Genomic DNA, 17365 nt, shown 5'->3' with positions numbered 1-17365 from the left:
GGAGCGCGGCGTGAACGTCCGGTTCGGCATCCACCCCGTCGCCGGCCGGCTGCCCGGGCACATGAACGTGCTGCTGGCCGAGGCCAAGGTGCCCTACGACATCGTCTTGGAGATGGACGAGATCAACGACGACCTCGCCGAGACCGACGTCGTGCTGGTCATCGGGGCCAACGACACCGTCAACCCCGCCGCCGCCGAGGACCCCGCCAGCCCCATCGCCGGCATGCCGGTGCTGCGGGTCTGGGAGGCCCACCACGTGATCGTGTTCAAGCGGTCCATGGCCGCCGGGTACGCCGGTGTCCAGAACCCGCTGTTCTTCCGCGAGAACACGCAGATGCTCTTCGGCGACGCCAAGGACCGCGTCGACGACATCCTCCAGGCCCTCACACGAGTGCCGGCCTGACCCCAAGGGGGCCAGGCCGGCAGGTCGGTCGGATGAGTCAGTGGGTCAGCAGCCCCAGTAGGAACGCTGGACGCGGACCTTCTTGCCGTTCTTCAGCGTGAGCACGACGGAGAGGTTCCTGGCTGTGCTCGGGATGTGCCGGACCAGGACCCTCTTGTTCGTGAAGCTGCGGACCCGCTTCAGGTTCGTGTTGCCGGCCTTGATGACGGCCGACTTCGCCTTCCGCTTCGTCAGCCTGTTGAACTTGACCACCGCGGAGTGGGAGGAGCATGACACCGCTGACGGCAGGCTCGCATAGCGCGCGCCGTTGCCGACAGCTGCACCCGACGCTGCCCCCTTGACCGGCTCCGGCTGCACGACCGTGAGCGTCCAGGCACCACCGCTGGGAGAGAACAGCGCGATCTTGACGGTGATCTTGTCACCGGCGGCGAAGGCGACCTTGTCGACGTCGATCGTGTTGGCGGCCTCCTCCTGGGTGTTGTCCGGGATGTAGTCGGCGCCGACGCATGTTCCGTTGCGGTAGACGTAGAGCACGCCGCCGTCCGTGCCGATCACGGGGCTGGTCAGGACGACGCGGCGGTTGCCCGCGATCTGTGCCGTCAGGTTGACCGTGTCGACGGGCGTGGTCGCGGTCCCGCCCCCTGGGGTCGTGCACGCCTCGGTGACGTCGTCGGGCTCGGTGATCACGGTGACGGGGTCAGTGGCCGTGATGGTGCCGGTGAACGTCTGGTCAGCGTGGGCCGGCGCTACGACGAACGCGACAGAGGCGACCGCAGCGGCAGCCGCCAGAGAAAGTTTCTTCATGGACCGCAGAGTAAAGGCCGAACGGCACGTCCCGGGCCGTTTCGGCCGGATCGGCTCGGTCGGTCACTCCGCACGGGCTACGGCTCGAGCGTCCCGTGCTCGGCGTCGTAGGTGTCCTCGGTCAGCTTCGTCTTCGCGAGGCTGATGACCGAGGCGATCGTGCCGCCGGGGGTGTCCCAGTACTCGGCCTCGTCCACGGCGACCCTGATGAGGACGGCGTTGGGGTCGCCGGGGCCGCCCGGCAGCCACGCCTCGGCGAAGGTGTTCCAGAGGTCGTCGAGCTTGGCACGGTCGTCGATGACCGCAGCGCGGCCCGTCATCGCCACCCAGGCATCCCGCGAGGAGAACGTCAGCGAGACGCTCGGGTCGCGTGCGATGTCGTCGACGTGGCGTGTGTCGCGGGCACTGATGAACCACAGCTCGGCCGTCGCGTCGACCTCCTGGCGCGCCATCGGCACGCTGCGCGGACCGTCGGGCCCGAACGTGGTCAACATGGCGATGGGCAGGTCCTTCATCAGCTCGATGAACCTCGTGCGATCGTCGGTCACGGCACTCCCTCTTCCTCAAAGCGTCTGGTCGCGACCGCTGGTACCCAGCGACGCGCTCGCGCATGGTCGGCGGCACCGCGGCGTACGGCGAAGCCGCCGACCTGCCCGGCGGCGCCCGTCTCCACCGGCCCCCACTGGCCCGAAGCGGGAGGCCGAATGCCCTGCCGGTTCGGGGCGCACGACCCTTCCGGCGTACGGCTGACGACGCCGACCGTAGTGACGCCGGCGTCGTGTGACGTCGGCGAGCGTCATGACGACAGGAGGCGGTGGCATGACGACCACGATGGCCACGAGTGAGGTGTCCACGCGCCCCTCCACCCGGAGCCGGGCCCTCACCTGGGCGCTCGTCCTCCTGGTGCCTGTCGCCACGGTGCCGCTTCTCATCGTCGGCGACGTGCTCACCGGCCCGGCGGTGATGAACGGCTCCGCGCGCGGCACCGCCCTGGTGATGCTGGGGGTGTCGCTCCCTGTCCTGGTCACCGGCACGCTCGCAGCGCAGCGCGGTTCGCTGATGGGCCGCGTCGCCGCGCTCGGCGCGCTCGCTCACCTCACCTACAACGCGATGTTGCTCGTCTACGCGACACCGTTCAACGCGCTCTTCCTCGTCCACGTCGCCTTGCTGGGCACGGCGCTGTGGTCGCTGGTCAGTGCGCTCGTCGACCCACTTCCGCGGCTCGAGCCGCCACCGGGCCTCCCGGTGCGCGGCATCGCCACCTTCATCCTCGTGGTGGTCGGTCTCAACGCCGCCGCCTGGCTGGCGCGCATCGTTCCCGAGCTCGGCACACACCCGCCGGCGTTCCTTGCGGGGACCGGCCTGACGACCAACCCGATCTATGTGCAGGATCTGGCCGTCTGGCTCCCGGCACTCGGGCTGGTCGGCGTGATGCTCGCCCGACGCCACCCGCTCGGAGTCGTCCTCGCCGGCGCCGGCCTCGTCTTCTGGGAGATCGAGGCCGTCACGGTGGCGGTCGACCAGTGGCTCGGCCACCGCGCAGCGCCGGCCTCGGACGTCGCCACGACGGGCGGATCGGTCCTCTTCGTCGTGGTCGCTGCGGTCACCGTGGTCCCCCTGACGCTCTGGTGGCGGGCGGTGCGCGGCGCCGCCGGTCGCCGAGGTGCCGGCCCGAGCGGCCGCGGCGGCTGACAGACTGGCGGCCGTGAGTGTCACGCCCGACGAGATCGCCGCCGCCGCGGGCCGCACCATCGCCCGTCGTACCCCGCTCGACCGCTCGGAGCGGCTCTCCGAGCGCTACGGCGTCGAGGTGCTGCTCAAGCGGGAGGACCTCCAGCTCGGCCGCTCCTACAAGGTGCGCGGTGCCTACCACCTGATGAGCTCGCTCGCCGCCGACGAGCTCGAGCGCGGCGTCGTCTGCGCCAGCGCGGGCAACCACGCCCAGGGCGTCGCCATCAGCGCCGCGCGGCTCGGTGCGCAGGCACACATCGTCGTGCCGACCAACACGCCGCGGCAGAAGCGGGAGCGCATCCTGGCCCTCGGCGGCTCCCACGTCACGCTCAGTCTCGTGGGCCGCACCTACGACGAGGCCAGTGCCGCGGCCCACGAGCTGGCCGAGCGCACGGGGGCGACGTACGTCCACCCCTTCGACGACCCCCGCACCATCACCGGCCAGGGGACGGTCGGCGTCGAGCTGGTCGAGCAGGCCGGCGCTCCGCTCGACACCGTCGTCGTGCCCGTCGGCGGCGGTGGGCTGCTCTCCGGCGTCGCCACCTGGGTGCGGCACACCTCACCACGGACGCGGATCATCGGCGTCGAGCCCGTCGGCGCCGCCAGCATGAGCGCGGCGCTGGCCGCCGGCGCCCCGGTCCGGCTCGATGAGCTCGACACGTTCGTCGACGGAGCCTCGGTCGGACTGGCCGGCGCCACGACGTACCCCCTCGTCCGTGACCTCGTCGACGACGTCGTCGCCGTCGAGGTCGGCGCGATCTGTGCCGAGATGCTGGAGCTCTACCAGGTCGACGGGATCATCGCCGAGCCCGCCGGAGCGCTCGCGACGGCCGCGCTGGAGCAGGTCGCCGACGCGGGCCTGCTGGGCGGCAGGGTCGGAGCGCTTGTCTCAGGCGGCAACAACGACGTGTCGCGGTATGCCGAGGTGATCGAGCGCGCGCTCGTGCACCAGGGGCTGCGGCACTACTTCCTCGTGAGCTTCCCGCAGGAGCCCGGCGCGCTGCGCGGCTTCCTCGACCACGTGCTGGCCGAGGGGGAGGACATCGTGGTGTTCGACTACATCAAGAAGTCCAACCGCGAGACCGGACCGGCGCTGATCGGCATCGACCTCGACCACGCCGACGGCATCGAGGGCCTGTTGGAGCGCATGACGGCGACCAGTCTCGTCATCGAGAAGATCCCCTACGACAGCCCGCTCTTCACCTTCCTGCATTGACGCGCTCGGACGCTGGGGACTCGCTCGCGAACAGCGCCGCCCCGACGACGCCCGCCTTGTTGAGCAGCGTGGCGGGAATGATCTCGGTGTCGATGTCGATCAGCGGGAGGAACTGGTCGCTGTCCTTCGACACCCCGCCGCCGACGAGGAAGAGGTCGGGGGAGAAGAGCCGCTCGAGCGTCCGGTAGTACTTCGTCAGGCGCTTCGCCCACTTCTCCCAGCTCAGCTCCTCCCGCTCGCGGGCGCTGTTGGCGGCCCGCGACTCGGCGTCGTGACCGTCGACCTCGAGGTGGCCGAGCTCGGAGTTGGGCACGAGGATGCCGTCGTTGATCAGGGCGCTGCCGATGCCCGTGCCGAGCGTCGTCACGATCACGAGGCCGCCACGGCCGGCGGCCGCCCCGTAGCGGACCTCGGCCAGACCGGCCGCGTCCGCGTCGTTGACCACGTGCACGTCGCGGCCGGTGGCCTCGGTGAAGAGCTTGTCGGCGTCGGTGCCGATCCAGGCCGGGTCGATGTTCGCCGCCGAGTGCACGACCCCGTGACGTACGACGCCCGGCACCGTCACGCCGACGGGGCCCTCGCTCGCGGGGAACTGCGCGAGGAGCTCGACGAAGATCTCAGCCACCGCCTCCGGCGTGGACTTCGCCGGCGTCTTGATCCGCACCCGCTCGGCCGCGAACTCCCCTTTCTCGAGGTCGACCGGAGCGCCCTTGATCCCCGTGCCGCCGAAGTCGATGCCGAACGCCCCAGTCGTCATGGCTCCAAAATAGGCGGCGCCACCCACACTCGCACTGTCACGCTAGGGGCGTGCCCACTCAGCTGACCGCCGCCTGCCACCTCGAGGGGCTCCGGGAGGCGATGCTCGCCTTCGTGCGGTACGCCGACCGAGCCGGCCTGTCCGCGCAGGTGCCGACCTGTCCGGGCTGGACCGTCCGCGACCTGATCGCCCACCAGGGCATGGTGCACCGCTGGGCGGCCGCCAACCTGCGCGGCGAGCGCGTCGATCCCGACACGCTGGAGCGAGCGGGCCTCGCCGACCCCGACCCGCTGGAGTGGCTGGCCGACGGCGCGATCGAGCTCGTCACGGCCTGGACCAAGGCGGCCGACGACGTGCGCACTGTCGTGTTCCTCCACGACGCTCCCGGTCCCAAGCCGTTCTGGGCCCGTCGGCAGTGCCACGAGACCACGATCCATGCCGTCGACGCGCTCTCGGCGGCACTCGGCAGGCCGCCGCGCGTCGACGAGGTCTGGATGAGCCCCGACCTCGCCGCAGACGGGGTGGACGAGCTCCTCTGCGGGTTCCTCACCCGGTCGAAGTCACGGCTGCGCACCGACCCGCCCGGCACGCTCGTCGTCGCACCGGACGACCGCGACGAGTGGTGGGAGGTCAGGATCTCCTCCCAGCCGGCGGTGAGCGGCCGGCGTACCGGCCCCGCGCCGCAGGACGCCGACTGGATCCTCACCGGCTCGGTGGTCGAGCTCTACCTGCGACTCTGGAACCGCGGGGCCGACGCCGTGGACGTCCCCGAGTGGACCGAGCTCGCCCGGGTCACCTGGTGAACGACGGCGTCTGGAGCGTTCCGGCGTCGGGCGGTTGGCCGAGCCTCTAGGGTTGACCGCCGGGGAGGTCCGGCATGGGTAGGCGTCACGGGGTGCGGCTGGTAGCCGCGATCCTCGGGCTGCTCGCGCTCGCGGCGTGCCAGGACACCGACGGATCGCCGTCCGCTGGCGCGGAGACCCACGCGTCCGGCCCCGCGACCGCAGGCTCGGCTGATCCTTCCGGGTCGTCCTCCGGGTCGTCCTCCGCCTCCGCGAGCACCCTGGCCTCCCCGATGGCGACGTCGTCCTCCGCCACCGCGGTGGCGGACCCGGCCCACGCCGTCGCGCCGCCCGGGCCGCGGTCCGGACCGCTCGTGCCGGCGGACGTGCTCGTCCTGGCCCAGGACACCATCCCGACCGCGGTCGTCGACCGGGTGCGCCACACCAAGGGCGTCACCGGCGTCGCGCAGATCTCGATGGCGAACCCGTCGGTCGAGGACCGGCTCATCAAGGTCGTCGCCGTCGACCCCGCGACGTACCGCAACTTCACGCCGCTGCTCTCGGCCGACAACCCGGCGCTCTGGGAGCGCATCGCCGGCGGGGAGGTGGCGGTCGACCCCAGCCTGCACAGGACGCTCGTCCCGAACGACGACGGCTACCTCAAGCTCGGGGCAGACGCGGACGCTCCCCGCATCCACGTCGGTGCCTGGGCGCCTCAGATCGCCGGTGCGGTCGACGCCGTCGTCAACCAGAAGTGGGGCAAGGCGCTCGGCATGAAGCCCGGCAACGCCCTCCTCGTCACGACCACCTCGACCGCACCGGACCGCGTCGTGGGCCCGATCCGCTCCCTCGTCGGCCCACGGGCGTCGGTGCAGCGGCTCGACGCCGTCGCCAAGTACGGCCTCGACCCCCAGGCCGTGCAGATGCCGGTGCTCTATGGCGCCGTCGCGCAGGCGGTCGGCGACTACACCTACTCCGTCGTGGGGGGCCGCGTGATCCCCTCGGCGACCTGGGTGCGCAGCCACATCACGACGCAGGTCGTCCCGATCCTCGGGCCCGTGACCTGCAACAAGGCCATCTTCCCGCAACTGAGGGGCGCGCTCGGCGAGGTCATCAGCCGGGGGCTGACCGGCAAGATCCACCGCAACCAGTACGCCGGCTGCTACTACCCGCGGTTCATCGCCGGCACCCAGTCGCTGTCCAACCACGCCTTCGGCCTCGCGCTCGACCTGAACGTCCCCGGCAATCAGCGGGGGACCGTCGGGCAGATGGACCGCAGCGTCGTCGCCATCTTCGAGAAGTGGGGCTTCACCTGGGGTGGCCGGTGGCACTACACCGACCCCATGCACTTCGAGATGAACAGAATCGTCCACCCGGGATGACCGAACGTCCGAGCCACACGGGTCGCTCGCTGACATAGGCTCACGATGTGAGCACACTTGACGACGCACGTCCCGGCTTCGATGAGTCCATCAGACCGCAGGACGATCTCTTCGGGCACGTCAACGGCACCTGGCTCGAGACCATCGACATTCCGGCGGACAGGTCCAGCTGGGGCCCGTTCGTGCAGCTGGTCGACGTCGCCGAGGAGCAGGTCCGCGCCATCATCGAGGAGCTGGCGGCCACCGACGCCGCACCAGGCTCCGAGGCGCAGAAGATCGGTGACCTCTTCGCGGCCTTCATGGACACCGACGCCATCGCGGCGGCCGGCCTGGCGCCGGCCCGGCCCCTGCTGGACGCCGTGGAGGGCGTCCGCGACGTGCGGGACCTCGCCGCCTTCCTCGGTGAGCTGGAGCGGATCGGCGGCCGCGGGCTGTTCGGCTCCTACGTCGACACCGACGACCGCAACTCCGACCGCTACGTCGTCAACCTGCTCCAAGGCGGCCTCGGGCTTCCCGACGAGTCCTACTACCGCGACGAGAAGTTCGCGGAGGTCCGCGAGAAGTACGTCGCCTACCTGGAGCGGCTCCTCGGCCTGGCCGGCGTGCCCGAGGCCGGCGAGAAGGCCCGCACCATCCTGGCGATCGACACCGCCCTGGCCGCCGGACACTGGGAGCGCTCGGAGACGCGCAACGTCCAGAAGACCTACAACCTGCGGACCTTCGAGGAGGTCGCCGCTCTGACGCCGTCCTTCGACTGGGACGTCTACGTCACCAACGTCTCGGCCGGTCGCACCAGCGCGGCTGAGCTGCTCTTCGAGACCACGGTGCGCCAGCCCTCGTTCTTCGAGCACCTCGAGGGCGTGCTGACCAGCACGCCGATCGAGGACTGGCGAGCCTGGCTGACCTCGCACGTGCTGCGCCTGGCGGCCCCCTACCTGACCGACGACTTCGTCGAGACGAACTTCGACTTCTACGGCCGCACCCTCAGCGGCACCCCCGAGCTGCGTGCCCGCTGGAAGCGCGCGGTCGCGCTCGTCGAGGGGGCGCTCGGGGAGGCGGTGGGGCGTGAGTACGTCGCCCGTCACTTCCCTCCGTCGTCGAAGGCGCAGATGGACGAGCTGGTCGCCAACCTGCTGGCGGCGTACCGCGTCTCCATCGCCAAGCTCGACTGGATGACCGAGGAGACCAAGCAGCGGGCCTTCGAGAAGCTCGACACCTTCCGGCCCAAGATCGCCTACCCCGAGAAGTTCCGCGACTACTCGGCGCTCTCGATCGTGCCCGGCGACCTGCTGGGGAACGTCTTCGCCACGTCGGCCTTCGAGACCGACCGCCAGCTCGGCAAGATCGGCTCGCCGGTCGACCGCGACGAGTGGTTCATGCTCCCGCAGACCGTCAACGCCTACTACAACCCGGGCACCAACGAGATCTGCTTCCCGGCCGGCATCCTGCAGAAGCCTTTCTTCAACCCCGAGGGCGAGCTCGCGGAGAACTACGGCGGCATCGGCGCGGTCATCGGCCACGAGATCGGGCACGGGTTCGACGACCAGGGCGCGCAGTTCGACGGCCTCGGCAACCTCAACGACTGGTGGACCGCCGACGACAAGGCCGCCTTCGAGCTGCGCACGAAGGCCCTCATCGAGCAGTACGACGCCTTCGAGCCCCGCGACGTGCCCGGTGAGCACGTGAACGGTGCGCTCACCGTGGGGGAGAACGTCGGCGACCTCGGGGGGCTGACCATCGCCCACACCGCCTTCCTCATCGCCAAGGAGGACGCCACCGTCCAGGAGCGACGGGCGCTGTTCACCAACTGGGCGTTCTGCTGGCGCACCAAGCGGCGCAAGGAGCAGGCTCAGCAGTTCCTCACCATCGACCCGCACAGCCCGCCGGAGTTCCGCGCCAACATCGTGCGGAACCTGGACGAGTTCCACGAGGTGTTCGCCACGATGCCCGGAGACGGGCTCTGGCTCGACCAGCCGGACCGGGTGCGGATCTGGTGAGCCGACTCGCTCCTCCTCGATAGCCATCCTCGATAGCCCCTCCTCGACGGCTGAGTGCCCACGCCCGGCCACCCTGCTCTCCCGTCCTGCTGGAGCGCCGGGTGGCCGGGGCCGTTCCTCAGCGAGCGACCGGTCTCATCGCCGGACCGGGACCGCGACGACCACCTCGTTCGAGGTGTAGTGGAAGTAGCCGCCGTGGGTGACTCGGTTGGTGCAGGTGATGAGCACCAGCCGACGGGCCATGGACTGGGCGAACAGCCCTCGGCGCAGGTGGCCCTTGCGGACCTTCGTGACCGTGGTGACCCGCCACTTGGTGGTGACGCCGTGGTCACGGGTCATGACGACGGTGCCGCGGTGCACGCCCCAGAGACGCTTGAACGCACCTGGTCGGTCGTGGTCGTCCGAGACGTGGCCGACGAGGACGCTCGTCCCTGCGACCGCGTCGAGCGATGCGCCACCGGACCACACCCCGCCGATCCCGATGTTCGCCGGGGGCGGCAGCTCTGAGCCGCGGAAGGCCGTCGGCGTCAGGGTGGTGCTCAGGCCGACCCTCGGGATCCGCACGCGGGCCGGTGCGCCCGCACGCTCGAGGGGGTCCGGGAGCGGACCGTGGCCGCCTGCGGTCACCGTCGGGTGTGCGGGCACCGGCACTCCTCGCGGGCGAACCGCGCTCGTCTCGGCTGGCAGGCCGGGACGCGTCCAGCCCGTTGCGACTGTGCTCGCCGAGGGAGCGAGTGACTCGCTGTAGGTGTAGCAGCCGGCGCGGGAGACCCGGTGGCTCCCGACGTCGTAGAAGCCGTCGCCTCGCACGCTGAACGAGCCTGAGCCCGCCACGCGCGCCCTCGCCCAGGAGAGTCCACGGCACCTGCCAGCGCGGGCCGCGATCGGGCCGAGCAGTCGCCAGCGCCCCGTCACCGTCGCGCCACCGGTCCTGGTGACCTGCACCCGGTCGACCAGGACGACGCCCGCTGTTGCGACCTGATGGTTGACCTGGGTCGACAGGGCCGGTGCCGCCTTGACGAGCGTCGTCTCTGTCGGAATGCCAGGCGACGTCCAGTCCGTGGCCGGCGAGCTCGGGCCTGCCTGGAGCCGCTCGACGTAGGTGTAGCAGCCGGAGCTGCGCACGGTGTGCCTGCCGACGCGGTAGGCGCCGTCACCGGTCGCCGTGAAGGTGCCCGAGGCGGCGGTCGGGGCCTTCGCCCATGCGGCGCCGGCGCAGGCGCCCCGCACCGGTGGGACCGGTCCGAGGAGCCTCCATTCGCCGGTGAGGTCCTCGCCACCGGTGTCGCTCACCTGGACCGTGTCCTCGAGCGTCGTCCCGATGCTGGCCACCTGATGGTTGACCTGGGTCGAGAGGCGAGGGCTGGTGGTCACCAGGTTGTCCCTCACCGTCACGGTGGAGGCGGCCGTGCTCGCGCCGGTCGCCGTCACGCAGGACACGGCGGTCATGAGGTCGTAGCCGTCGGGCGCCTTGGTCTCCTGGAAGCAGACCTGGGCGCCCAAGAAGACCGTCATCGTCGGGGTGAAGCCGTCCGCTGCGGCGCTCGTCAGCGTGCGCGGCAGCTCGGCCGACTGGGCCGTCCGGTCGCCGTTGCCGTCGATCCATCCGGTGAACTCAGCACCGCCGAGGGCGGCGCCCGTGGCCGCGTCGATCTTGCGGGCTCTCGCATAGGCCACCTGCGCCGGCGCGTACGTCGTCCTCTCCGCCGTGATCGTCCCCGACGACACCCCGACCCTCTGCGTGCTGTTGCCCGCGTCGTGCAGCCGGTAGCGGTAGTCGGCCGGCCCGCTGACGGTCATCGTCGCGCTCATTGCGCCTGGGTTCGTCTGCACCCACGTCAGCGTCGTCGGGCTGGTGCCGGTCGTCCCGGTCCAGACGGTGGAGGTCCCACCTCGGAACGTCGCGCCGTTGAGCGTCACCCTGATCGGGTGGCCCGGCACCCACTGCCCGGACGCCGACCGGACGCCGACGCCGGTGACGGTGCCCCAGCCGCCGGGCCGTCCGAAGGGGGTGGTCGCGCCTGTGTAGGTGATCTTCAGAGCATTGGTGTCATAGCCCTGCGTGCCGGCCGCGAAGGCGGCCGCCTCTGCGAGCATCCGGTCGTGCAGGGCCTTGACCGCCGAGTACGTCGACGCGGAGTCGGCCTTCATCTGACTGATCGAGTCGCGCATCGCCGACGGATACCGGTTGACGCCCAGATCCAGGCCGGTCGCCCACCACAGGGCCGCCGCATAGTGCGCGTCCGTCGTGGCACGTCCCATGTACGTCGACAGCAAGTAGCCGACACGTGGGTTGGTCCTCAGTGACGAGGCCGGCGTGCCGGGCGGCCACGGGTGGCTGGCGCCGGTGTCGAAGCAGACCCCGTAGGTGCCGTTGCCGAGCCGCGCGACACCCAGCTGCTGGCCGCGGGAGGTCACGACGCCCCGGAAGCCCGGGTCGGTGACGCGCCCGCCCAGGTTGATCACCGGCGCCGCCGCCGAGCCGGTCGACGCGAGCGTCACCGACACGACCGTCACCATGCCGCACACCGCCGCCACCGCCGCGATCACGGCCGTGAGGCGTCGCGGCCTCCAGGGCCGGCGCACCCGCCAGCCCATGCCCCGGCGATGCCGGGCAGTCTTCTCCTTCACGATGAGCCCTTTCAGTGGGGCTCCTTCTCCACGTCCGAACCGGCAAGTGAGTCCGCGGAGAGGAGCCAGTTGTCTGGCAAGATGCACGTGCCCTTTCAGTGGGTGGCGGGCCGGCGGGGTCCGAACCGGCAAAGTCGAGTGCCCTGCCGGCCCGCGTGCGCAGGTCGGCCGGGGCTGGAGGCCTCGGCCGGGCTGGTGCCACGTGCGAGCGCCCACACTGGCACGGCGCGCGCCGACGAGCTGGCCGCTCTCCACAGGGGCTGGCTCTCCACAGAGGCTGGGGACGGGCGCCTTCATCGTCGGCGTCGGCTGATAGACAGGTGGCCATGACCGTCACCACCCTTCGCGACCGCGCCGAGGAGCACCTGGGGGCTCTTGTCGGACGTCCCGACGCCGAGCTGCGGGAGGACCAGTGGTCCGCGATCTCCGCGCTTGTCGAGGAGAAGCGACGGGCGCTCGTTGTCCAGCGCACCGGATGGGGCAAGTCCGCCGTCTACTTCGTCGCCACCCTCCTGCTCCGCGAGATGGGCGCCGGCCCGACGGTGATCGTCAGCCCTCTTCTCGCGCTGATGCGCAACCAGATCGCGGCCGCGGAGCGGGCAGGCATCCGGGCGGCGACCATCAACTCCACCAACATCGAGGACTGGTCGACCATCGAGGAGGCCATCCACGCCGGCACGGTCGACGTCCTCCTGGTGAGCCCGGAGCGGCTGAACAACCCCGGCTTCCGCGACGCCGTGCTCCCGCGGCTTGCGGCCGAGTGCGGGCTGCTGGTGGTCGACGAGGCCCACTGCATCTCCGACTGGGGTCACGACTTCCGCCCCGACTACCGGCGGATCCGCACGCTCCTCGGTGACCTTCCCGCGGGGATTCCCGTGCTCGCGACGACAGCCACCGCCAACGCCCGGGTGACGGCCGATGTGGCCGAGCAGCTGGGGCAGAACGTCCTGGTGCTGCGCGGCTCGCTCGACCGGGAGACGCTGCGCCTGGGCGTCGTCCGGCTCACGACACCAGAGCAGCGACTCGCCTGGCTGGCCGAGCATCTCGCCGAGCAGCCCGGCTCCGGCATCGTCTACTGCCTGACGGTCGCTGCGACACAGGAGGTGGCGGACTACCTGCGCTCTCGTGGGCACCATGTAGCGGCGTACTCCGGCCGCACCGACACCGCCGAGCGCCAGGCGCTGGAGGAGGACCTGGCCACGGGCCGTATCAAGGCGCTCATCGCGACCAGCGCACTCGGGATGGGCTTCGACGCTCCGCTCGGCTTCGTCGTCAACCTCGGGGCGCCGTCGTCGCCCGTGTCCTACTACCAGCAGATCGGCCGCGCGGGTCGCGGCATCACCGGTCCGGCCTCCGTCGTGTTGCTGCCCGGCGTCGAGGACCGCGACATCTGGGCCTACTTCGCCTCGCTCGCCTTCCCGCGTGAGGAGCTGGTGCGACGCACGCTGGCCTCGCTCGAAGAGGCCGGCCGGCCGCTGAGCACCCAGGCCCTGGAGACGTACGTCGAGCTGAACCGCACCCGACTCGAGACGATGCTGAAGGTGCTCGACGTCGACGGGGCCGTCCGCCGCGTGCAGGGCGGCTGGGAGGCGACCGGCCAGCAATGGCTCTACGACACCGAGCGCTATGCCCGGGTCGCCCAGGCGCGTGAGCGGGAGCAGCGGGCGATGCTCGACTACCTCGGCACGTCCGAGTGCCGCATGAGGTTCCTGCGCGAGCAGCTCGACGATCCCGAGGCCGCCGACTGTGGGCGTTGCGACAACTGCGGCGGTCTCACGCTGTCGATGGAGGTGTCGGAAGCCGCCGTCGCCTCCGCTGGTGAGCGCCTCGCCAGGCCTGGTGTCGTCATCGAGCCGAAGAAGATGTGGCCGACGGGCCTCGATCGGATCGGCATCGCGCTGAAGGGGAAGATCGCGACCCCTCCCCAGGAGGGTCGCGCCATCGCCCGGCTCACCGACCTCGGTCATGGCCAAGCCCTCCGTGAGCTCTTCCGCGAGGAGACGCCCGATGGGCCCGTTCCGGTGTCCCTGGTGAAGGCCGTCATTGAGGTGCTGGGCGAGTGGCGCCCGCAGCTCGACGCGATCATCCATGTCGAGTCCGCCCGGCGGCCCACGCTCGTGGCCGACCTCGCGTCGGGGCTCTCCCGCTACCTCCGGATCCCGATTGCCGGCACCTATGCCATCGTCGACGAGACCGTCGAACCCGACCGCGGCGCGGTCAACTCCGCCCAGCGGGTCGCCGCCGTGGGCCGCCGCTTCTCCCTGCAGGCCGCCGTCGACCCCGGCGCGCGGGTGCTGCTCGTCGACGACCTGGTCGGCACCGGCTGGACCCTCACGCTCGCCGCCAAGGCGCTGCGCGAGGCCGGCGCCGACGCCGCGCTGCCATTGACGCTGGCCGTGTCCGGCTGACGTCCTACGGGGTGGCTGCTCTGGCGACCGCACCGTATGACGTCCGAGCGTCTGGGGCGGGCGCCCGGGAGCGGATGTCATGCGGGGTGGCTGCTCTGGCGACCCCCGCGCATGACGTCCCGGGACCGGGGCGGACAAGGTCATGCGGGGTGGCTGCTCTGGCGACCGCACCGTATGACGTCCCGGGGCCTGGGCTGAGAAGGTCATGCGGGGTGGCTGCTCTGGCGACCGCACCGTATGACCTCCGAGCGGGCGCACCGGCGTCAGGCAGCATCGGCGCGTGACCATCCCCGCGCCCTGAGCGCCTGCGCCACCTGGTCGAAGAAGTCGTCAGGGCAGACGCGCAGCCCGAGCACCGGGAGGCGGAGGACGATGTCTCCGTCGATGGCGATCGAGTTGTGGCGCAAGGAGTCGCCGACGACATTGGTCGCCCATGCGTGCTGGATGCCGTCGACCTCGACGACCACGCCCCACCGCTCCCAGCGGAAGTCCAGATAGTAGGAGCCGGCGGGCGTACGCCGCAGCGATTGCAGATCGGGTTCCGGCAGGCGGCGCTCACGGCACCCTCGCAAGACGTCGAGCTCATGAAGCGAGCCCACTCCGCCTGCGAGGTCGAGAAGCGTCGTCGCGAGAAGAATCCGCCGTCGGTCGCGTCGCACTCGGAGCAGCTCTCGGGTCATCTCCTCGACGCTCGCGAGCGACTGTTGGGAGGTCATCGTCAGAAGAAGAGCCGCCTGGCGGTCCGACCGCGCCCAGAGGGAAGCGCGGATCGCCGCGACCGCGTTGCGGGTGCGACGAGGACCTGGCCCGTCGGCCAGGTCGTCGGCACGCCAACGGCGGGTTTCGCGGATGTCGACACGGCTGCCCCGATGGCGCACACGGGCACCGCGTGGAACGGAGACGCGGATCAGGTCGACGTCGTAGTTCCTGAGTCCGGCGAGCAGCAGCGAGGCCTCACCGTCGATCTGGGCGCGTGGTCCTGCCTCGAACACCGCGACCCAGCAGTGCGCCTCGTGCGGAAGATCGCCGGTGAAGAGTGCCAGACAATGCACCCCGACCTTCCGCCACCGCTCGGCAGCGACCTGGGCTCTGACCTCGCCACGCGTGAAGCCCGCGGCATACGCCTGACGGCGCGTCACGATCATCGCCTGGCCGGCGCCGAGCTGTCGCAGATTCGCCAGCCGCTCGGCGCGGGTGGGCAGCGGGGTCTCGGGGTCGGCAGGTGCGCGGCTCATAGGCGCCACCCTCGCGGAGGTCGCCGGCGGACGGCCGCCGTACCGCTGTGGCCTGTGAGTTCATCGGATGGAGGGAGTCGCTGTGCGTGACGACTGGCCCGGAGCGGGCGACTGGCTGGCCCACCGCGGCGGAGATGTCATACGCGCTGGCGGCTGAGGGAACCACGGTGCATGACGTTTCCGGGCGGAGACGTCAGACGCCCTGGCGGCTGAGGGAACCAAGCCGCATGACGCTGCCCGGCGCAGACGTCAGACGCCTTGGCGGCTGAAGCAACCACGGCGCATGACGCTGCCCGGCGGAGACGTCATACGCCCTGGCTGCCGAAGCAACCAGGGCGCATGACGCTGCGGGAGGAGCTCGGTCAGTGGCTCATCACGGCGGCGGGGTCGACCGGCTTGGCCGCCTTGCTCCGGGGCAGGAAGAGCGCCGGGATGATGCAGCAGCCGACGAGCACCGCAGCGATCAGATAGACGTTGGCGAAGGCCTCGCCCATGTCGTTGTTCGCCTTCGTGAACAGCTGCTCCAAGGCGGTCGGGTCGATCCCGAGCTTGCTGGCGGCCTCCGCCAGGATGTTCGGGTCCTTGCTGCCGCCGGTCGCCGCGGTGATCTTCCCTGCGGCCGTGATCGCGTGGCTGCGGTTGAGGAACGCGGTGAGCAGCACCGAGAAGAGCGCCGTGCCGATCGAGGCGGCGACCTGCTGCGTGATGTTCATCAGCGTCGACCCTCGGGCGATGTTGTGGTCGGTCAGCGTCGCCAGGGCGGCGGAGAAGACCGGCATCATCGTCGAGCCCATGCCGAAGCCCATGATCACGAAGGAGATGAAGAAGTAGGAGTACGGCGTGTGGGCATCGGTGAAGGCCAGCATCGCCATGCCGATGGTGTCCAGCACCAGGCCGGTCAGCACGACCTTGCCGGGTCCGATCTTGTCGGCCAGCATGCCGGCGATCGGCATGGTGACCATGGCACCGAAGCCCTGCGGTGCGACCGCCCAACCGGACTTCACGGGGGAGTAGCCGCGCACCTCCTGGAAGTACAGCGTGAAGAGCAGCGAGGCTCCGAAGAACGCGATCGCGAACAGTGCCATGGTGATGACCGCGACGGTCATGTGGCGGTTCGCGAAGAGCCGCAGCTCGATCAGGGGGTGGATGTTCTGCTTGCGCAGCGCCCACGGGACGAACGCCGCGATGAGCACGAGGCCCACGAGCGAGGTGAGGACGACCTGGGTGGTCCAGATGGTGCCGTGGTCCTGCTTCGCCGCGGGGATCGAGGAGACGCCGTAGAGGAACAGCGCCAAGCCCGGAGAGAGCAGCAGCATGCCGACGAAGTCGAAGCTCTCCGACGGCGTGACATTGTCCTTGGGAAGCACCACCGCCGCGTAGATCAGCGCGGCGATGCCGATCGGCAGGTTGATGAGGAAGATCCAGTGCCACGAGGCGGCGTCGATCAGCCAGCCGCCGAGGATCGGGCCGAAGATCGGGCCGAGGAGCATCGGGATGCCGAGCACGGCCATGACGCGTCCGACCCGCTCGGGACCGGCCGCACGGGTCAGGATCGTCATGCCGAGAGGCATGAGCATCCCGCCGCCGAGGCCCTGCAGCACCCGGAAGGTCACCAGCAGCTCGAGCGAGTTGGCGGTCGCACACAGCACGGAGCCGGCGGTGAACAGGAAGATCGCCAGCATGTAGAGCCGCTTGGTGCCGAACCGGTCCGCGGCCCATCCGGTGAGCGGGATGACGGTCGCGAGGGCGAGCGTGTAGCCCGTCATCGTCCAGGCGACCTCCGCGGTGGTCGCGTCGAACTCCTGCTGGAAGGTCCGGAGCGCCACGGACACGACCGTGATGTCGAGGATCGACATGATGGCGCCGAGCACGACGACGCCTGCGACCACGAGCACGCGGCCGTCGAGCTTGTCCGACTGAGGCGCGGACGAATCCTGGGTCAGGTCTGTGGTCACCTGACGAACCCTAGAGGCGCCCACCGACAGGACCCAATTCGTTTTCGCGAACCGTCGGTGATTC

General features: G+C 70.7%; 13 protein-coding genes. 7 read left to right on the top strand and 6 right to left on the bottom strand.

Going from position 1 to position 17365, the window contains the following annotated elements:
* A partial coding sequence (locus tag ACYQ1K_RS25330; RefSeq protein ID WP_459986295.1) for an NAD(P)(+) transhydrogenase (Re/Si-specific) subunit beta occupies positions 1-403 on the top strand: 403 nt, incomplete at its 5' end.
* A 45-nt stretch (positions 404-448) separates the two neighbouring features.
* Here the strand turns inward: ACYQ1K_RS25330 and ACYQ1K_RS25325 are convergent.
* Together ACYQ1K_RS25325 and ACYQ1K_RS25320 are read right to left on the bottom strand one after the other, a co-directional pair.
* A complete protein-coding gene (locus ACYQ1K_RS25325; protein WP_459986294.1) occupies positions 449-1207 on the bottom strand; it encodes a hypothetical protein in 759 nt (252 codons plus the stop codon).
* Between the two features lie 77 nt (positions 1208-1284).
* Complete coding sequence (locus ACYQ1K_RS25320) at positions 1285-1755, bottom strand: pyridoxamine 5'-phosphate oxidase family protein (RefSeq protein WP_459986293.1); 471 nt, start codon at positions 1753-1755, stop codon at positions 1285-1287.
* Positions 1756-2026: 271 nt separating this feature from the next.
* Here ACYQ1K_RS25320 and ACYQ1K_RS25315 point away from each other — a divergent pair, with 271 nt between their 5' ends.
* Together ACYQ1K_RS25315 and ilvA are read left to right on the top strand one after the other, a co-directional pair.
* Complete coding sequence (locus tag ACYQ1K_RS25315) at positions 2027-2899, top strand: hypothetical protein (protein WP_459986292.1); 873 nt, start codon at positions 2027-2029, stop codon at positions 2897-2899.
* A gap of 13 nt (positions 2900-2912) precedes the next feature.
* Entirely contained in the window at positions 2913-4154 is a 1242-nt protein-coding gene (gene ilvA, locus ACYQ1K_RS25310) for a threonine ammonia-lyase IlvA (RefSeq protein ID WP_459986291.1), read from the top strand.
* On the opposite strand, the gene ppgK is transcribed toward ilvA, so the two are convergent.
* A complete protein-coding gene (gene ppgK / locus ACYQ1K_RS25305) occupies positions 4138-4911 on the bottom strand; it encodes a polyphosphate--glucose phosphotransferase (protein WP_459986290.1) in 774 nt (257 codons plus the stop codon). The two genes, ilvA and ppgK, sit on opposite strands and share 17 nt — an antisense overlap.
* Positions 4912-4961: 50 nt before the next feature.
* Here ppgK and ACYQ1K_RS25300 point away from each other — a divergent pair, with 50 nt between their 5' ends.
* From ACYQ1K_RS25300 to ACYQ1K_RS25290, 3 genes are all read left to right on the top strand, one after another.
* Positions 4962-5714, top strand: coding sequence for a maleylpyruvate isomerase family mycothiol-dependent enzyme (locus tag ACYQ1K_RS25300; RefSeq protein ID WP_459986288.1), 753 nt, complete (start codon positions 4962-4964; stop codon positions 5712-5714).
* Positions 5715-5788: 74 nt separating this feature from the next.
* Positions 5789-7075: a M15 family metallopeptidase gene (locus ACYQ1K_RS25295; RefSeq protein WP_459986287.1), complete on the top strand. Its 1287-nt coding sequence runs from the start codon at positions 5789-5791 to the stop codon at positions 7073-7075.
* 47 nt (positions 7076-7122) lie between these two features.
* Positions 7123-9072 (top strand): M13 family metallopeptidase, encoded by a 1950-nt coding sequence (locus ACYQ1K_RS25290; RefSeq protein ID WP_459986286.1) that lies wholly within the window; start codon positions 7123-7125, stop codon positions 9070-9072.
* 135 nt (positions 9073-9207) lie between these two features.
* On the opposite strand, the gene ACYQ1K_RS25285 is transcribed toward ACYQ1K_RS25290, so the two are convergent.
* A complete protein-coding gene (locus tag ACYQ1K_RS25285) occupies positions 9208-11703 on the bottom strand; it encodes a class F sortase (RefSeq protein WP_459986285.1) in 2496 nt (831 codons plus the stop codon).
* 326 nt (positions 11704-12029) lie between these two features.
* Here ACYQ1K_RS25285 and ACYQ1K_RS25280 point away from each other — a divergent pair, with 326 nt between their 5' ends.
* Positions 12030-14111, top strand: coding sequence for a RecQ family ATP-dependent DNA helicase (locus ACYQ1K_RS25280; protein WP_459986284.1), 2082 nt, complete (start codon positions 12030-12032; stop codon positions 14109-14111).
* Positions 14112-14374: 263 nt separating this feature from the next.
* Here the strand turns inward: ACYQ1K_RS25280 and ACYQ1K_RS25275 are convergent, their stop codons facing one another.
* A complete protein-coding gene (locus ACYQ1K_RS25275; protein ID WP_459986282.1) occupies positions 14375-15346 on the bottom strand; it encodes a DUF559 domain-containing protein in 972 nt (323 codons plus the stop codon).
* Between the two features lie 362 nt (positions 15347-15708).
* Positions 15709-17301 carry a DHA2 family efflux MFS transporter permease subunit gene (locus ACYQ1K_RS25270; RefSeq protein WP_459986281.1) on the bottom strand — a complete coding sequence of 531 codons (1593 nt, stop codon included), beginning with the start codon at positions 17299-17301 and terminating at the stop codon, positions 15709-15711.
* Positions 17302-17365: the final 64 nt, after the last annotated feature.

The organism is Nocardioides sp. AN3, assembly GCF_054653495.1.
The sequence above is the reverse complement of the archived record's forward strand: the minus strand, read 5'-3'. Positions and strand labels throughout refer to the sequence as shown.

Bases quoted from the DNA above. Each gene is read 5' to 3' on its own strand.
- ppgK (WP_459986290.1), bottom strand. From the start codon at position 4,911: ATGACGACTGGGGCGTTCGGCATCGACTTCGGCGGCACGGGGATCAAG.
- ACYQ1K_RS25325 (WP_459986294.1), bottom strand. From the start codon at position 1,207: ATGAAGAAACTTTCTCTGGCGGCTGCCGCTGCGGTCGCCTCTGTCGCG.
- ACYQ1K_RS25280 (WP_459986284.1), top strand. From the start codon at position 12,030: ATGACCGTCACCACCCTTCGCGACCGCGCCGAGGAGCACCTGGGGGCT.
- ACYQ1K_RS25295 (WP_459986287.1), top strand. From the start codon at position 5,789: ATGGGTAGGCGTCACGGGGTGCGGCTGGTAGCCGCGATCCTCGGGCTG.
- ACYQ1K_RS25275 (WP_459986282.1), bottom strand. From the start codon at position 15,346: ATGAGCCGCGCACCTGCCGACCCCGAGACCCCGCTGCCCACCCGCGCC.
- ACYQ1K_RS25315 (WP_459986292.1), top strand. From the start codon at position 2,027: ATGACGACCACGATGGCCACGAGTGAGGTGTCCACGCGCCCCTCCACC.